Annotated in this window: 16 protein-coding genes; 4 read left to right on the top strand and 12 right to left on the bottom strand. The window is 63.5% G+C overall.

Annotated elements, in window-relative coordinates; genetic code table 11:
• Positions 1 to 210: 210 nt before the first annotated feature.
• The 10 genes from truB to BVER_RS19010 all read right to left on the bottom strand — a co-directional run bounded on the left by truB (position 211) and on the right by BVER_RS19010 (position 12,684).
• Positions 211 to 1,137, bottom strand: a complete 927-nt coding sequence (truB, locus tag BVER_RS19050; RefSeq protein ID WP_050454642.1) for a tRNA pseudouridine(55) synthase TruB — start codon at positions 1,135 to 1,137, stop codon at positions 211 to 213.
• Positions 1,138 to 1,524 carry a 30S ribosome-binding factor RbfA gene (rbfA, locus tag BVER_RS19045; RefSeq protein WP_050454641.1) on the bottom strand — a complete coding sequence of 129 codons (387 nt, stop codon included), beginning with the start codon at positions 1,522 to 1,524 and terminating at the stop codon, positions 1,138 to 1,140. It abuts the gene before it with no gap.
• Positions 1,525 to 1,620: 96 nt separating this feature from the next.
• Complete coding sequence (infB, locus tag BVER_RS19040) at positions 1,621 to 4,626, bottom strand: translation initiation factor IF-2 (protein ID WP_050454640.1); 3,006 nt, start codon at positions 4,624 to 4,626, stop codon at positions 1,621 to 1,623.
• Positions 4,627 to 4,719: 93 nt separating this feature from the next.
• A complete protein-coding gene (nusA, locus tag BVER_RS19035; RefSeq protein WP_050454639.1) occupies positions 4,720 to 6,195 on the bottom strand; it encodes a transcription termination factor NusA in 1,476 nt (491 codons plus the stop codon).
• Positions 6,192 to 6,650: a ribosome maturation factor RimP gene (gene rimP / locus BVER_RS19030; protein ID WP_050454638.1), complete on the bottom strand. Its 459-nt coding sequence runs from the start codon at positions 6,648 to 6,650 to the stop codon at positions 6,192 to 6,194. The genes nusA and rimP overlap by 4 nt, the downstream gene beginning before the upstream one ends.
• 188 nt (positions 6,651 to 6,838) lie before the next feature.
• Positions 6,839 to 7,009 (bottom strand): hypothetical protein, encoded by a 171-nt coding sequence (locus BVER_RS31725; RefSeq protein ID WP_157056130.1) that lies wholly within the window; start codon positions 7,007 to 7,009, stop codon positions 6,839 to 6,841.
• A 31-nt stretch (positions 7,010 to 7,040) separates the two neighbouring features.
• The gene (rluB, locus tag BVER_RS19025; protein ID WP_370444268.1) at positions 7,041 to 8,921 is read right to left on the bottom strand and encodes a 23S rRNA pseudouridine(2605) synthase RluB; all 1,881 of its coding nucleotides are present in this window, start codon (positions 8,919 to 8,921) and stop codon (positions 7,041 to 7,043) included.
• A gap of 183 nt (positions 8,922 to 9,104) precedes the next feature.
• Complete coding sequence (gene scpB, locus BVER_RS19020; RefSeq protein WP_050454636.1) at positions 9,105 to 10,109, bottom strand: SMC-Scp complex subunit ScpB; 1,005 nt, start codon at positions 10,107 to 10,109, stop codon at positions 9,105 to 9,107.
• Positions 10,110 to 10,460: 351 nt separating this feature from the next.
• Complete coding sequence (locus tag BVER_RS19015) at positions 10,461 to 11,705, bottom strand: pyridoxal phosphate-dependent aminotransferase (RefSeq protein ID WP_050454635.1); 1,245 nt, start codon at positions 11,703 to 11,705, stop codon at positions 10,461 to 10,463.
• A gap of 76 nt (positions 11,706 to 11,781) precedes the next feature.
• Positions 11,782 to 12,684 (bottom strand): LysR family transcriptional regulator, encoded by a 903-nt coding sequence (locus tag BVER_RS19010; RefSeq protein ID WP_050454644.1) that lies wholly within the window; start codon positions 12,682 to 12,684, stop codon positions 11,782 to 11,784.
• A 419-nt stretch (positions 12,685 to 13,103) separates the two neighbouring features.
• Here BVER_RS19010 and BVER_RS19005 point away from each other — a divergent pair, with 419 nt between their 5' ends.
• Together BVER_RS19005 and BVER_RS19000 are read left to right on the top strand one after the other, a co-directional pair.
• Positions 13,104 to 13,505, top strand: coding sequence for a transposase (locus BVER_RS19005; RefSeq protein ID WP_050454634.1), 402 nt, complete (start codon positions 13,104 to 13,106; stop codon positions 13,503 to 13,505).
• 300 nt (positions 13,506 to 13,805) lie between these two features.
• Complete coding sequence (locus BVER_RS19000) at positions 13,806 to 14,054, top strand: hypothetical protein (RefSeq protein WP_050454633.1); 249 nt, start codon at positions 13,806 to 13,808, stop codon at positions 14,052 to 14,054.
• Between the two features lie 271 nt (positions 14,055 to 14,325).
• Here the strand turns inward: BVER_RS19000 and BVER_RS18995 are convergent, their stop codons facing one another.
• Positions 14,326 to 14,637 carry a hypothetical protein gene (locus BVER_RS18995; RefSeq protein ID WP_050454632.1) on the bottom strand — a complete coding sequence of 104 codons (312 nt, stop codon included), beginning with the start codon at positions 14,635 to 14,637 and terminating at the stop codon, positions 14,326 to 14,328.
• Between the two features lie 566 nt (positions 14,638 to 15,203).
• On the opposite strand from BVER_RS18995, the gene BVER_RS34205 reads away from it, so the two are divergent.
• Both BVER_RS34205 and BVER_RS18985 read left to right on the top strand, forming a co-directional pair.
• Complete coding sequence (locus BVER_RS34205; protein ID WP_232316654.1) at positions 15,204 to 15,596, top strand: YdcF family protein; 393 nt, start codon at positions 15,204 to 15,206, stop codon at positions 15,594 to 15,596.
• A 356-nt stretch (positions 15,597 to 15,952) separates the two neighbouring features.
• On the top strand, positions 15,953 to 16,192 hold the full coding sequence (locus BVER_RS18985) for a hypothetical protein (RefSeq protein ID WP_050454631.1): 240 nt from the start codon (positions 15,953 to 15,955) through the stop codon (positions 16,190 to 16,192).
• Between the two features lie 64 nt (positions 16,193 to 16,256).
• Here BVER_RS18985 and BVER_RS18980 read toward each other — a convergent pair whose 3' ends face one another.
• Positions 16,257 to 16,706 (bottom strand): gamma-glutamylcyclotransferase family protein, encoded by a 450-nt coding sequence (locus BVER_RS18980; RefSeq protein WP_232316653.1) that lies wholly within the window; start codon positions 16,704 to 16,706, stop codon positions 16,257 to 16,259.
• Between the last annotated feature and the right edge of the window lie 80 nt (positions 16,707 to 16,786).

Genomic DNA, 16,786 nt, shown 5'->3' with positions numbered 1-16,786 from the left:
CACACTACCGCGAACACTCGCTATCGCTGTGCCAAGTCTAAGGTTCTGTGCCGGGGCCGCTCAAGAAGGTGCTTAGGATCGGCCAAGCGGTTTTTTTTGGTTACTTTCTTTGCCGCCGCAAAGAAAGTGACCCCTCCGCCGGGGAGGCGGCTACTGAATAAAACCCAGCGACAACAGAACCAGACCCGACATCAAATACTTAGACAAGTACTAAGCACCAGAAGCAACAACAAGCCGCTCAGGAGCAAGCACCCCTTCCCCCGCCATGGCGACCCCAAGCAATCGCCCACTGTCCAGTGCATAAACCCGCACACGCCCATCTTCAAACCGCGTCCCGACAACATCAGCCAACCGCAACCGCTGCCCGTGCAAAAAGCGTTTAGTCGCTTCGTCATCAAGCCGAACAGCGGGAAACGTGGACAACAGCGCATCCACCGGTTGCAGACGCGCATCGCGTGCAGCTTCATCGAGTAAGGCGAGCGCGTCGAGCGTAACAGCATGCTCCAGCGTCAACGCCCCCACGCCCGTGCGACGCAACGCCGTCAAATGCGCCCCGCATCCAAGCACTTCGCCGATATCCTCGGCCAGCGTCCGCACATACGTGCCCTTGCTGCACGTCACGCGAAACGTCACCAGCGGCAACGCGCACGCGATCATCTGCAACGCGTGAATCGTCACCTGACGGCCTTCGCGTTCGACCGTCTGCCCGGCGCGCGCGTACTCGTACAGCGGCTTGCCGTCGCGCTTCAACGCGGAATACATCGGCGGAACTTGCGTGATCTCGCCAAGAAAGCGCGTCATCGCTTCGACGACCGCTGGCTCGTCGCATGTGACGTCGCGCGTATCGATGGTTTCGCCTTCGGCATCGCCGGTCGTCGTGCGGATGCCCAAGCGCATCGTCGCTTCATACGTCTTGTCGGCTTCGAGCAAGTCTTGCGAAAACTTCGTCGCCTCGCCGAAGCACAGTGGCAGCAAACCCGTCGCCAGCGGATCGAGCGTGCCCGTGTGGCCCGCCTTCTTCGCCAGATAAATCCGCTTCGCCTTGATCAGCGCGTCGTTGCTGGACAAACCGAGCGGCTTGTCCAGCAACAGCACGCCATCCAGCGCGCGGCGCAGAATCTTCGTGCCACCCTTCATTTACGCGCCTTCCTGATCGTCGTCGGCATCCTTCGCGCGCGTGGCGTTCGCCTCGTCGATCAGACGCGACATCTCGACGGCCTTCTCGATCGTCTTGTCGTAATGGAAATGCAGCGTCGGCACCGTATGAATATGCAGGCGCTTGAACAGCAGGTTATGCAGATGCCCCGCCGCGTGGTTGAGGCCTTCCTGCGTCTGCTGCGGATCGCCGGTCAGCGTCGTGAAATAGACCTTCGCGTGCGCGTAGTCGGGCGTGAGCTCGACGCTCTGAATCGTCACCATTCCGATGCGCGGGTCTTTCACTTCGCGCATCAGTTCGGAAAGGTCGCGTTGAATCTGATCCGCGATCTGCACGTTGCGATTCGCGGATGTCCGTCGTTTTGCCATGATGTTGTTTCCTTGTCTCTTGTGCGGCCGCTGCAAGCAAAAAGGGCGGAGCGAGCCGATCGGCCCACCCCGCCCTCTTGCGAGCGGCTCAGCGCATTACAGCGTGCGAGCCACTTCGGTCACTTCGAAGACTTCGAACTGATCGCCTTCGACGATATCGCTGAAGTTCTTGATCGACATACCGCATTCGAAGCCCTGACGCACTTCCTTAACGTCGTCCTTGAAGCGCTTGAGCGAATCGAGTTCGCCGGTGTGGATCACAACGTTGTTGCGGATCACGCGCACCGACGAGGAACGCTTGACCACGCCGTCCGTGACCATACAACCCGCGATCAGGCCGAACTTCGGCACGCGGATGACCTGACGCACCTCGACCATGCCCGTCACCGTCTCGCGCTTCTCCGGCGCCAGCATGCCCGACATCGCCGCCTTCACTTCATCCACAGCGTCATAGATAATGTTGTAGTAGCGGATATCGATGCCGTTCGCCTCGGCCACCTTGCGCGCCTGAGCATCCGCACGCGTGTTGAAGCCGATGATGACCGCCTTCGATGCCGTCGCCAGGTTGACGTCCGACTCGCTGATCGCGCCGACCGCGCTGTGCACGATCTGCACGCGCACTTCGCTTGTCGACAGCTTGAGCAGCGACTGAACCAGCGCTTCCTGCGAGCCCTGCACGTCCGCCTTGACGATAAGCGGCAGGTTCTGCACTTCGCCTTCGCCCATCTGCTCGAGCATGTTTTCGAGCTTGGCGGCCTGCTGCTTGGCCAGCTTGACGTCGCGGAACTTGCCCTGACGGAACAGCGCGATTTCGCGCGCCTTGCGCTCGTCCGGCAACACGATGACTTCCTCGCCCGCCGCCGGCACTTCCGACAGACCCTGGATTTCCACCGGGATCGACGGACCAGCCGTCTTGGTCGGCTTGCCGGTCTCGTCCAGCATTGCACGCACACGACCGTACGCGCTGCCCGTCAGAACCACGTCGCCGCGATTCAGCGTACCCGACTGCACGAGGATGGTCGCGACCGCGCCCTTGCCCTTGTCCAGCTTGGCTTCGATGACGAGACCCTTCGCGGCGGCTTCCACCGGCGCGGTCAGTTCCATCACTTCGGCTTGCAGCGACACGTTTTCCAGCAGATCGTCGATGCCCTTGCCGGTCTTCGCCGACACTTCGAGGAACGGCGAATCGCCGCCGTACTCTTCCGGCACCACGCCTTCCGCGACGAGTTCCTGCTTCACGCGGTCCGGGTTGGCATCCGGCTTGTCGATCTTGTTGATCGCGACGACGATCGGCACGCCGCCCGCCTTCGCGTGGGCGATCGCTTCCTTCGTCTGCGGCATCACGCCGTCATCCGCTGCAACCACGAGAATGACGATGTCGGTTGCCTTCGCACCGCGCGCACGCATGGCCGTGAAGGCCTTGTGACCCGGCGTGTCGAGGAAGGTGATGACGCCACGCGGCGTATCGACGTGATACGCGCCGATATGCTGCGTAATGCCGCCCGCTTCGCCCGCCGCCACTTTCGCGCGACGGATGTAGTCTAGCAGCGAGGTCTTGCCGTGGTCGACGTGACCCATGACGGTGACGACCGGCGGACGCGGCAGCTTTTCTGCCGTTTCCTCGGTGGCTTCGCCTTCGATCAGCAGCGCTTCCGGATCGTCCAGCTTCGCCGCGACCGCGCGATGGCCCAGTTCCTCGACGACGATCATCGCCGTTTCCTGGTCCAGCACCTGGTTGATCGTGACCATCTGGCCGAGCTTCATCATCACCTTGATGACTTCCGAAGCCTTCACCGACATCTTGTGCGCGAGATCCGCCACCGAAATGGTTTCCGGCACGTGCACTTCGCGGATGATCGGTTCGGTCGGCGCCTGGAACGACGTCTGATCCTGATGCTTGCCGCGTCCCTTCGGACCGCCGCGCCAGCCGCGATCGACGCCGCCGCTGGAGTCGCCGCGCGTCTTCATGCCGCGACGCTTCGATGCATCGTCCTGCGACCAGCCGCCCTTGCCGCCGGCCTTCTTCTTGTCGCCGGCGCCGGCCGGAGCCGGCGACGACGGTGCTGCCGCGCCGCCTGCGGCCGGCTTCTTCGCCGCCGCTGCCGGACGCGCTGCCTGCGCGCCTTCCGGCTTCGCGGGCTTGTGCAGCGTACCCTTCGCTTCGGCAGCCTTGGCCGCCGCTTCCGCCGGCTTCGCAACAGGCGCCGGTTCCGGCGCCTTCACTTGCGCCTTGCGCGGCGTGTTCATCATTTCGCGGATGGCGCGCGCTTCGGCTTCGGCCGCCGCGCGACGCTTCGCGATCTGTTCCTGTTCGAGACGCGCCTTCTCGGAGGCGGCGCGCGCATCTTCTTCCGCCTTCTTCGCGGCTTCACGTTGCGCGGCACGCTCGCTGGCGGCCTTCTCTTCGGCAGCCTTTTCCGCGGCTTCGCGGGCGGCGTTGTCTTCCTTCGGTTCCGGCTTGGCTTCTTCAGCCTTGACGTCCGCCGTCACCTGAGTGCGCGCTTCCTGACGCGCGGCCTGCGCCGCACGCGAGATTTCCGCAGCCTGGGCAGCGGCCGCCGCACGGCGCGCCGCTTCTTCTTCCTGCTTCTTGCGTTCGGCTTCGGCGGCTTCCTCGCGGGAGCAGCGCTCGGCTTCTTCCTGCTCGAGCTTCGCCTGACGCTCCTTCAGCTCGCGCTCTTCGCGCTCGAGCTGCTCGGCGGCCAGACGCGCTTCTTCCACGCGGCGCTGGAGTTCGGCCTCGTCGACTTCCGGCTCTTCGACGTGATTCGTCGCGGCTTCCGGCTGTTCAGCACCGGTTTCGTCGCGTTTCACGAACACACGCTTCTTGCGCACCTCGACCTGAATGGTGCGAGCTTTACCCGTTGCGTCGGATTGCTTGATTTCCGACGTATGCCGGCGGGTCAGAGTGATCTTGCGCTTGTCGGCGTCGGCGGAACCGTGCGACTTACGCAAATGATCGAGCAGACGCGCCTTGTCCGTCTCGGACAGGTCGTCGTTCGCGCTCGCTTTCTGGACGCCAGCCGCCTGCAGTTGCTCCAGCAGCACGCCTGCAGGCATTTTCAGTTCCGCGGCAAATTGGGCTACGTTGTTACTCGCCATTCATTCCTCTTGGTGCAAGGACATTTCCTTGCGATTAGATCGGGGTCACGCGGCCGAACGGGCCGCCAAATATCAGTGCGCCATGGTCATTTCTCACTGGAACCAGTGTTCACGTGCTTTCATGATCAACACCTTAGCGGCATCCTCTTGCATACCGGTCATTTCGACCAATTCATCTACTGCCAGCTCCGCGAGGTCGTCGCGGGTCTGAATCTGGTGCTCCGCCAGCTTCGCGAGCAGATCGTTGTCCATGCCGTCGAGGCTTTTCAGATCGAGGGCGACGCCTTCGACCTTTTCTTCGTTGGCGATGGCCTGCGTCAGCAATGCGTCGCGGGAGCGGTTGCGCAGCTCGTGCACCGTGTCTTCGTCGAACGCTTCGATTTCGAGCATTTCGTTGAGCGGCACGTAAGCGATTTCTTCGAGGCTCGTGAAGCCTTCGTCGATCAGGATGTCGGCGACTTCCTCGTCCACATCCAGACGCGCCATGAACAGATCGCGCAGCTTGCCGCGCTCTTCGTTCTGCTTCATCGCCGATTCGTCCGGCGTCATGATGTTGATCTGCCAGCCGGTCAGCTCGCTTGCGAGCCGAACGTTCTGGCCGACGCGGCCGATGGCGACGGCGAGTTCGTTTTCGTCGACGACGACGTCCATCGAGTGCTTTTCTTCATCGACGACGATCGACTGCACGGCTGCCGGCGCGAGAGCGCCGATCACGAACTGCGCGGGATCTTTCGACCATAGCACGATGTCCACGTTCTCGCCACCGAGCTCGTTGCGCACCGCCTGCACGCGCGAACCGCGGATGCCCACGCAGGTGCCGATCGGATCGATCCGCTTGTCATAGGCGATCACACCGATTTTCGCACGCACGCCGGGATCGCGCGCGGCCGCCTTGATTTCCAGCAGGCCCTGCTCGATTTCCGGCACTTCGAGCTCGAACAGCTTCATCAGGAACTCGGGCGCGGTACGCGACAGTTCGATCTGCGGGCCGCGCGCCGTGCGATCGACCTTGGCGATATACGCACGCACGCGATCGCCCACGCGCAGGTTTTCTTTCGGAATCAGCTGATCGCGGCGCAAGAGCGCTTCGACACGGCCCGATTCGACGATGAAGTTGCCCTTATCGAGACGCTTGACCGAGCCGGTCATGATCTTTTCGCCGTGCTCGAGGAAGTCGTTCAGGATCTGCTCGCGCTCGGCGTCGCGCACCTTCTGCAGGATGACCTGCTTGGCGGCCTGCGCGCCGATACGGCCGAATTCGATCGACGGAATCGGTTCTTCGATGAAATCGTCCACCTGTGCTTCGGGCTTCTGTTCCTTCGCTTCGAACAGCAGGATTTCCTGATCCGGCTCTTGCAGACCGGCTTCGTCCGGCACCACGCGCCAGCGGCGGAAGGTTTCGTGTTCGCCGCTTTCACGGTCGATCGCGACGCGGATATCGACGTCTTCCTCGAACAGCTTTTTCGTTGCCGAAGCCAGTGCGGCTTCCAGTGCTGCGTACACCACGTCCTTGTTGACGTTCTTTTCGCGCGCCAGCGCATCCGCCAGCATCAAAACTTCGCGACTCATTGTTTGCGGCTCCTAAAGTCAACTTTGGGGACGAGACGTGCTTTATCGAGGTCCGCGAGCGTGAAATCAAGCATCGCGGCGCCGTCCTTCCCTTCAAATTCCAATCCGATGGTGTCGCCCTCGGGGGCGTGCAGAATGCCGCGGTACGACTTGCGCCCGTCCAGCGGCTTCTTCAAGGTGATGACCACTTCGTTTCCGGCGAAGCGCTCGAAATCGGTCAGCTTCTTGAGCGGACGGTCGAGCCCCGGCGACGACACTTCGAGCCGGTCGTAATCGATATTCTCGACTTCGAGCACATACTGGAGCTGACGCGTGACCTTCTCGCAGTCTTCGATGGCGATGCCGGCCGGCTGGTCGATGTAGATACGCAGCATGCCGCCTCCCGCACGTTCGAGATCGACAAGCTCGTAGCCCAGGCCCGAGACCGTGGTTTCAATCAGTTCCGTCAGTTGCACAGTAACTCCAAGGTGTTCGCGCGCTCACGCCGAAACACCTGCGGGCGAGCGCCTCTCCTGCGGGCGCGCACCCCTGCTCCCGAGATGCCGAACCGAAAAGCCAAAAAAAAAAAAAAATGGGCCAATGCCCATCTTTTTCAACCGAGGTCGCACCCGGGCAGCAAAATAAAACTACGTGCCCAGCTACTTCATGATTTTAGCCATTTTTTGCGATAAACGCAAACGTAGCGGCCCCGTTTCGGACCGTTAGCACCCGTTTTGCGTGCGATGACATCATTTTTTGGCAAACCGGTCAGGCTACGCGCACTCTTTTGAAAACAGGCCGAAGGGCGATTGCCATCTTCGGCCTGATCGAGCATTCCAGCCGCTCAGCGACGGATCAACGAAGGCTCAATGCCCGCGCGTGCGATTGCGCTGTCCGCGATTCGCGCCGCCCGGCTTGCCCTGGCCGCCCTGGCGATTGCCGCGCGGCTGGCCGTTGCCGCCGCCCATCGCGCGCTTGCCTGCGCCGCCGGTCCCGCCTGCGTTCTGCGGGCCGCCCTGCGCCCGCGCGCCACCGCGCGGACCGCCGCGACCGTTGTTCGCGCGATTGCCGTTCGGCTCGTTGCCGATGCGGTTGCCGTTGACTTCGCGGCCGCAACGGCCGTTGCCGCCCGTGTTGCCGCCGCCGAATCCACCCGTGCCCGCGCCGCCCATTCCGCCGCCGAGACCGAACGAACCGCCCATGCCGCCCGACGATGCGCCACGGCGTCCGCCGCCGGTACCCGGCGTGCGTTGCGCCATCCGCGAGTGCGAGCTGAGCACCGGTTCGCGAGTGATGAAGCCCATCGACGTCTGCATCGGATCGGGTTGCGTGCGCGGCGCGGCGCTCCGGCCGCCCTTCTCGGCGGTCGGCACCTTCAGCCCGACGGATGCCAACAGGCTGCGCACCTGATTGTCCTCGAGCTCTTCCCAACGGCCGCGCTTGAGGCCGCGCGGCAACGCGATCGGACCGTGACGCGTGCGGATCAGACGGCTGACCATCAGGCCGGCCGCTTCGAACATCCGGCGCACTTCGCGATTGCGGCCTTCCGCCAGCGCGACGTGATACCAGTGATTCGTGCCTTCGCCGCCGCCGTCCTGAATACGCAGGAAGTTGGCCGAACCGTCGTCGAGTTCGACGCCCTTGAGCAGCTTCTGCTTCATCCCTTCCGACAACTGGCCGACCACGCGCACCGCATATTCACGCTCGACGCTGTAACGCGGATGCATGAAGCGGTTCGCCAGATCGCCCGACGTCGTCAGCAGCAGCAGGCCTTCGGTGTTGAAGTCGAGACGGCCGACGGCGAGCCACTTGGCGGTTTTCATCGACGGCAGCTTGTCGAACACGGACGGACGGCCTTCCGGATCCGCGTGGCTGACGATCTCGCCGGTCGGCTTGTGATACAGCAGAATGCGCGGCGGCTTCGACGACGGCTTGCGCTTGATCGGCTTGCCGTTGATGCGAACCTGATCGGTCGGCAAAATGCGTTGGCCGATGTGCGCAGGCTCGCCGTTCACCGACACGCGGCCCGCGACGATCAGCTCTTCCATGTCGCGGCGCGAACCCATGCCCGCGTCGGCGAGCACCTTGTGGAGCTTCGGCGCGTCGTCGTCCGGTTCGAGCACGCGCTTTTGCGTCGGCGCGTTGTGGCCACGGCGCAGCATCGGCGCGCGCACGCCGGCGGCGTTGTCGGCGTCGAATGCGAGCGAAGTGACGTAGGAGAACAGGTCGTCGCCAGCGGGCGACGCGGACGTCTCGGCGGCGTTGGCCGGCGTCGCGTCGTTGCGCTTGCCGCGCTTCTGCTGCGGGCCCTTGCGGCGGGCGTTGTCGCGCGGCGGCTGGGCAGTCGATTCGCTTGGCGTCTCGGCCACATTCGCTGCGGCCTCGACCGCGCCTTCCACGGCTTCACGCGGGCGGCGCGGACTCTTGCGAGCGCTCGGCGCGTCTTCGCCCGCTTCCTTCGGCGCACGCGGCGCACGCGGCGTCTTGGCGGCGGCTTCCTTGCGCGGCATGCGCACCTGCGCGACCACCACGCCATCCGGCGGCGTCTCGTTGACGGCCCCGGCTGGCGCGGGCGCACCCTCGGCGCCCTTGGTCTTGGCGACAGCGCGACGGCGCGCGATCAGGCTGCGCGGGCTTCGGCGCAAGCCGCGACGCGGACGATCGTCGCCCTCGCCGTTCTCGTCGATGCGCTCATCGCGCGTGCGTTCGCCGGCGTCGGCCGACTCAGATGCGTCCGCGGCGTGCACGGGGCGCGCGGAATCAGGCGAATCGCTGTCGTGGGAGTGTGTCAAAACAACCTCAAATGTCGAATCGCGCGCCCATCGCGGGCGCGTCAAAAATTTCCGCTGACCGGGCCGGCTGGTCGTCTCTCGAAATCATTTTTTGGAGAGCCGGTTTGCCGGTCAGGGGCTATGCAAATGTTTCTGAAATCAGGCGCGTCGCGCCCTCGGTTCTTCGGAATCGTCGTCGTCGAGTTCGTCGTCGCGCTCGATGGGCTCCGACGGAGAATCGGCGCCGGGTTCGCCATCGGCCGCCGCCGGCTCGGGGCTGACATCGTGCGCGGCTTCGGCCGGCGCATCGTGGTCCTCTCGGGCGTCAGGCGCCGTCGGCAACTGCGCGGGAGATGCAGCGTCGGCCGGCGGCGTATCCGCCGTAGCTTCCGCAACTGCATGCGTCTCCGCACGATCCGTTCCGAGCCCTTCGTTCTGTACTGTTTGGTCCTGCTCGTCCTGCGATCGAGCCGGATCGGCTGCCGATTCGGCTGCCGGCTCGCCTGCCGCGTGCGGCTGCGATATTTCGGCCGCCGCTTCCGCGTTGACTGGCGCGACCGCGTCATGTTCCCCGTTCGTCGCGATCTGAGGCGCGACGCCTTCCGGAAATTCGATCGAATGCTGCGCGAGCAGGGCGGCTTCGAATTGCGCGGGCGGGCTGTCCAGCGCGGGCAGTTCGTCGAGCGCGGTCAGGCCGAGATCGTCGAGGAACTGCTTGGTCGTCGCGTAGAGCGCCGGACGCCCCGGCACGTCGCGATGGCCGATCACCTCGATCCAGCCACGGTCCTCCAGCTGCTTGACGACTTGCGTGTTCACCGTCACGCCGCGAATCTCTTCGATATCGCCGCGCGTAACCGGCTGCCGATAAGCAATGATTGCCAGCGTTTCGAGCACGGCGCGCGAGTATTTCGGCGGCTTTTCCGGATGCAGGCGGTCGAGATAACTCCGCATTGCCGGCTTGCTCTGAAACCGCCAGCCCGTCGCCAGCGCGACCAGTTCGACGCCACGGCCCGACCAGTCGGCCTGCAGGCCTTCGAGCAAGGTACGAACCGTATCCGCCGAAATGTCGTCGGCGAACAGCTTGCGCAAATCACCCAGCCGCAGCGGCTCCTGCGCGCAAATCAATGCAGTCTCGAGGACGATTTTCGCCTCTTGAGTATTCATGCAGCTTGGACCAACCTTTTATGGTCAATGATCCGATACGAATCGAGCTTAAGCAGGTTCGAGCGCCACGATGCAGCGCTGCAGAAGTAAAACCTGGACGCGGAGTATCAAGACGCGCTCGCCCGATTTCTGATCGGTCATATTGATTGGGAGCACGCACCGGGGAGAGGCGATATCGGGCGATCGATGAGCGAACCGCCGGGCCATCCAGCCGGACGAGGTGGCGCTTTCCTGAACGAAAGCGCGTGACCGAGCGCCATATTACGCAAAAAGGACCGGGGCGTAAAGGTGAATCAAATATCGGCGTCGGACTCACTTCGATCGATGCGGCCCGACGCCGCGCGCGGCGTCTCAGGCGCCTGCATTGGCGGTGAGGAAAGCGCGCAGCCGCTCCACACCGATATCGAGACGCGCGGGATCGCAGGCGTAGCACCAGCGCACGAAACCCTCGCCTTCGTCGCCGAACGCGCTGCCCGGCGCCACGCCCAGTTGCGCCTCACGCACCAGCCGCTTGCACAGATCGAGACTGTGTTTCGCGCCAGGCAGCGAGAAGAACAGATACATCGCGCCATCCGGGGCGCGGACGTCGACGCCGTCGATCGATTGCAGCGCGCGGACCAGATGATCGCGGCTGGCGTGCAGATCGACGACGAGCGCGCGCGTGAAGGTCTCGCCTTCCTCGACCGCGACGATGCCCGCCTGCTGCACGAACGACGGCGCGCACGACGTGTTGTATTCCACCAGCTTGCCGAGGTCGTCCATCAGACGCGTCGGCACGACCAGCCAGCCGAGCCGCCAGCCGGTCATCAGCCAGGCTTTGGAAAACGAGTTGACCGCGATCACGCGTTCGTCGCGGGTGGCGAGATCGAGGAACGACGGCGCGACGCGTCCGTGCTCGCCGTAATAGAGCCGCTCGTAGACTTCGTCGGCGACGATCCAGATGCCGTGCCGCCGGCAGTGCTCCAGGACGGTGCGCTGCTGCTCGCGCGTCATCGTCCAGCCGGTCGGGTTGTTCGGCGAGTTGATCATCAGCATGCGCGTGGCGGGCGTGAGCGCGGCGAGCAGACGATCGAGATCGAGCGTCCAGCCGTCCTTGCCATACGTCAGCGATTCGGTTTCGACGCTGGCGCCGAGGATCTTTGGAATCTCGACCAGATTCGGCCACAGCGGCGTGACGGCGACCACGCGATCGCCCGCGCCGACGACCATCTGCGCGGCCAGCATCAGCGCATTCACGCCCGCGCTCGTCACCGCGATATGGTCCGCCGACGTCGCGCCGTGCAGGCCGCCGACATAGCGCCCGAGCGCTTCCCGCAGCGGCGCGATGCCCAGGTTGTGCGTGTAGAAGGTCGCGCCGTCGGCGAGCGCGCGGCGCGCGGCATCGCGAATGAACGGCGGCGTCACGCGATCCGATTCGCCGAACCAGAACGGCAGCACGTCGGGCACGCCGAAACCGGCGTTCGCCACTTCGCGGATCTGCGAAGGACGCAGCGCGCGCACCGCATCGCGTGCGTTGGGCGCGCCCGATGCACCCGATGCAAGCGCGCCTGTCAGTTGACCCAGTTCAGCGCTCACCGCGCCCGCCGATTCGCTCATCGCCTCGCTCTCGTCGAAAAAATATGAAGTCTAACGTGCGCGCGACGTTTTCGAGATGTCGCGACGGCCGATGCGCTCAGTCGAGTTCCTCGGCGCGCGCCGGCAGCGCGGCGATCAGCGACCACACCGATTCGGCCGCCGGCGACAGCGAGCGATCGCGTCGGCGCACGAGTTCGACGGTGCGTTCCGCGCGCGGCTCGAGCGGCAGCGCGACCAGCGACGAATCCGCCGGCAGCGGCAACGCCAGCCACGGCAGCACGCTCACGCCGACGCCCGCCTCGACCAGCCCGAACACGGTCGCCGAATGCCCGAGTTCCTGCACGACATTCGCCTCGACGCCGTGCTCCTGCATCACCGAATCGATGATCGGGCGGCTGCCGGATGCGTAATCGAGCATCACGAGACGTTCGCCTGCGAGCGCCGCCCACGGCACCGCCTTCTCGCGCGCCAGCGGATGATCGCGCCGCGCGACCAGACAGAAGGAATCGGTCATCACCGGCGTGCCGATCAAATCATCCGACGAAAACGGCCCGATCACCACGCCGAAATCGACTTCGCCCGACTTGACCTTGCGCAACACGTCGGACTGGACGTCGTCGCGAAGAATCATCGTAACCAAAGGAAACTGCGCGAGGCACGCCGCGATGACGCGCGGCATCAGCCGGCACGCGACCGTCGGACTCGCCGCGACGATCACGCGTCCGCGCTTTTGTTGGCCAAGATCGCGCGCTTCCCGCAGCGCTTCGTCGAGATCGGCGAGCAGACGCGAAACCGTGCCGACGAGATTCGTGCCGACGTCGGTCAATTGCACGTCGCGCGTCGTGCGATCGATCAGCTTGAGACCGATTTCGCCCTCCAGCTCGCGCACGCAGCGGCTCACGGCCGATTGCGTCAGGCCGATCTCGTCGCCCGCGCGGCTGAAGCTGCATAGCCGCGATACCTCGATAAACACCCGCAACTGCCGCAAGGTCACATTCAACGGCGCATTCATATCGTTCGCTCATTAATGAAGCTGTTTCATGCGGAATGATATCGCCCGAATGGAGGAAAAGCTTGGCGAACTAGCGTTTCGCTGCTGTGCAACAAAAGCGTCCAAACGCACGCTGGATGGGCCTGTTGCACTTAATTGGTGATTGTCCCGATTTATTAATCAATCCAATTCGGGTCTCATACGGACCATGCTGACATCGCGTCAGCCTACTGCCATGCCGCTCTCCCGGGTTTCAGGAGCAACATGGCACGGTTCTCGCTTTTCATTGCGCACAGAGGTCGGAGTCACGCGGTCATTTCGTTTAGTCGTTCGCCGTGGCTGCTTCGATCTCTCCTGGTATTCGTTCATCGGATTCCGACCAGAGTGCGCGGGGCAGCGCACCGGGGTTAGCTTCGCTGAGGTGAGATATGGTGCTGTTCGACGATTTGAGAGATAACGAGTGGGCGCTGGTTGAGGCGTTGTTCTGTTCCGAGCCGGCGCGCAGCGAACGGCGCGGTCGGCCGCGCGTCGAAGCGCGTTCGGTCGTCAACGCCGTGCTGTGGGTCCTGTCCACGGGTGAAGGCTGGTCGAAGCTGCCCGGCCGTTATCCCTCGCCGCCCACCTGCCGCCGCCGTTTCGACGAATGGCAAGCCGATGGCACGCTCGCGGAAATCGTGAAGCGTCTGTCGAGCAACGGCCGCGAAGTGTCGCTGCGCGGTCGCATCGGTTCGAGCGCGGCCAAGCCGCCTGCTCCGCCGAGCCGCGATCGTCTGCGCGGCGCGTTCTGGACCAACCCGGAATCGTGGCGCGCCCCGGCCAAGATGGCCTGAGCATCGCCCGTCGCACCGAAGCCGGCCACGCGGTACCCGCGCCGGCTTCGCTTTCGCACTGAATCTGTCGCGCCGGGGTTCGCCCCGCGCTTCCCGTCTGCCCTTCGAATCCCGCCGCGTGCGCGAGCATGCGGTGACGGCGCTCGCGCCGTGTGCTTCGGCATGCGATTCGGTATGCGTGTTAGGCAGTCGCGTTGCGGTGCGAAACAACTCTTTACCAATGCTTACAGCGGTCAGATGCCGCTCGCCTTACTTTGATGAGTGACGAACAGGCTTCACGAGAGCTTGAGGACACTCACCATGAAGGTATCGACACTGCTCGCTTCCGGCGCCTTTTGCGCGCTGGCGGGCGCGATGGTCGCAGCACAGCCGCCGCCCGCGCCGGATCTGCATCTCACCACGAAAGCATCGGTCAGTGCGGCGCAGGATGTCGCGCGCGCGCATGAAATGACGCCGCCCGCGCCGCGCGGCGATCTACGCGGCGATATCGCCAGCAACGTACGCGTGCGGCCCGATGGCGATCGCGACGAACGTCCGGCGCATCATTGACGTTCTTCATTGGCGTTAACCACCGACGTCCAAAATAGTGCATGCGGTCTACGCCGGGTTCGACGGAACCACTCCGGCGCATCGCGGTCACATTCTTTGCCATGAGCACAGCATGGCAACAGTGGAATCCGGTCTGCCCGTGTCCTCGCGACGCGGGCTTTTTTTCGTCCGATGAATTCCCCACGCAGACCGCCAACATGAGGCGAAATCGAAAGCGATCCCCTCGACCGGCTACCGGTCGATCACGATCGCCCCTGTGTCCCTGGCGCGCCTAGACGCGCGCCTCCAGAACCGCTTCCTGTCCGCCGAACGAGTACGGCTCGGTGCGCCTCAGATCCCAGTCGATGGCGCGTTCGTCGCGCGACAGCCGCGAAAACTCGAGCTTGCCACGTTCGGTGACGACGGCGATATCGACGGGTGCGTGAAATCCGGGAGCGGGCGCGACGGTGCGCTGGCGCGCGAGTTCGAGCAGGCCGAGCGCGCGTAAGAGAGCGAAAACATTCGGGCGCTTGGCCCAGGGAACCTGACGATACTGCGCACGGCGAAGTGCTTCGAGTACGGCTTCGTTAGAATACGTGGTCATCTCGTGGTTTCTTCCTGTGCAGCCATGACGACGCTCGTGACAGCCGCAAACCAGCTCGCGACGACGTCGACTAAACGCGGCGCGCCGAATTTCGCTCTGACGGATCAGACATACGCAGTTCGAATGTTTGGCCACCGCTTGCGTTAGGTGCTGCTTTCTATTACAAGCCCCCGTGGAGAACGCGCTGATCGCGCGCTTTACTGCGACACCCGCCGATGCGTTCCCGAGCACGCGATGACGGAACCGTTTGTCCTGAAACCCATACGTTACCCCAATCAAATTGGTTCTATTCACCTTATGGCTGCTTTTTTTTGCATTGTTTGCGCTTTGGAGACGCCGGCGCGCACAAATTGGCGTAATCGTCGTGCTGTTGGCGTGGGCATTCGGGGCGGGCTGGTTGACGTCGCCTTTGCTCGATTGGGCACAATACGGCTACGCGCAGACCGGTGAACCGCCATTCGCGCGAAATACGACGATCGTGCTGATGGGCGGCGGGACCATCAAAAACGGCTCGGAACTCGCGCCGAAGCCGGATGCGGTTCCGCGCATCCGGAGCGACGTGCAAGGTGATTCTCAGCGGCGGCGATCCGCAGCATCACGGACAGGCAGAAGCCGACATTTACGCGCCCTACGTCATCAACGAAGGCGTCGATCCGGCGGACCTGACGCGCGAGAACAAGAGCCTCGATACTTACCAGAACGCCCGCAACGTAGCCGATATTGTCGGACATGCACATGACAACGGTTTGATCGTCGTCACCTCGGCTTATCACATGCGGCGCTCGCTCGCGGCCTTTCATGCGTTCGGCTACGATCCGCAGCCTTACGTTTCGGACGTGCGCCACAATCATATGACGGTGATTCCGCGCTTCAGAAGCTTCGAGAACAGCGAGGTCGCCATGCATGAACTGGTCGGCATGGTGCGCTTTCGCGTGTGGCGCTGGCTGAATCTTTACTGACTGAATTTTTACTGATCGCGCGCAACGAATCATCGGCGCCGTGCTGTCCGGCTGTCCGAAAAATCGATGATCAGGACACTGAAGTAAATCGCCGCCGCTATGATCGATGCGGTCACGAGACTACCGGGATCGTGCGCGCCGACATACCCTTGACCGAATCTCGTCCTATCATGGGGAGTCTGACCTTTCGGCATAACGCATCCGTTCGCCAGGCATCGCGCAATTTTATTGCGCACCTCGCTGCGCGAACGTTTGCGCGGAAAGGTCGGCAGGAGCGTTTTTTGCTCACACCTGAAGGGTTTCCAACCGGATCGGACAGGCGATTCCCGGGTTCAACTGCTAATTAGGAGGTAACAATGAAGAAAGTGTCCCTGGCTCTTTTGTTGTCCCTTGGTGCGATCGCCGGCGCATACGCGCAGAGCGATCAAGGCGTGACCATGAGCACCGATCCCGCCAAAATCGCCGACATCGAGCAGCGTGCGCAGGCTCTGTCGCAGCAACAGGACAGCATGCAGAACATGCAATCGATGCCGTCGCACAAGTCGATGCATCACAAGAAGCACGGCAAGCCGATGAGCAGCGGCGCAAGCCAGTAAGCTTTCGCGCTTCACTAATGCTTCGATCGCGTCGCCGTCCGCATCGTCGGGCGGTGACGTCGTTTTACCCGCGCGATATGCGATGTTCCACCCAGTCGCCGCCTTCAATCCGCGTCAGACCATTCACCGCGGATTCCGCCACCGGATAGATCAGACAATCGATGTCCGTGTGCGCGTCCTCCAACGCAACCTGCACATGCAGGCGATGCGCGCGAAACAAGCCCTCCACGCCCGGATACACCTCCTCGATTTCGTCGAGCACCGGAACGAGCGCATCCTCGATTTCGTAGACGTCGCCGCGCACCGGCGCGGCCTGATCGTCGAGCACCAAGCCCGGATAACTGCCGAAATCGAATAGCCGCCCACGCACGTAAGCCGCGCCGATGCACGCCGGCTTCGCGATGCCGTGACGCTCCGCCGCGCGGTTGATATCGTTGATTTCGCCCGCGCGCAGCGTGCCGTAGACAAATACGTAGTCGGGCCTGCAAAATTGAATTTGCCGGAATGGACCCAACGACGCAGTCTGGTGCAGACGTAAACGCACATCTCAGCCAGGTCTGCAGCGCACGAGTAGAGGTTGAGGCATGACGTTGA

It is taken from the genome of Candidatus Burkholderia verschuerenii (genome assembly GCF_001189365.1).
GTDB lineage: Bacteria > Pseudomonadota > Gammaproteobacteria > Burkholderiales > Burkholderiaceae > Caballeronia > Caballeronia verschuerenii.
This window is presented reverse-complemented; position numbering and strand designations above follow the sequence as displayed.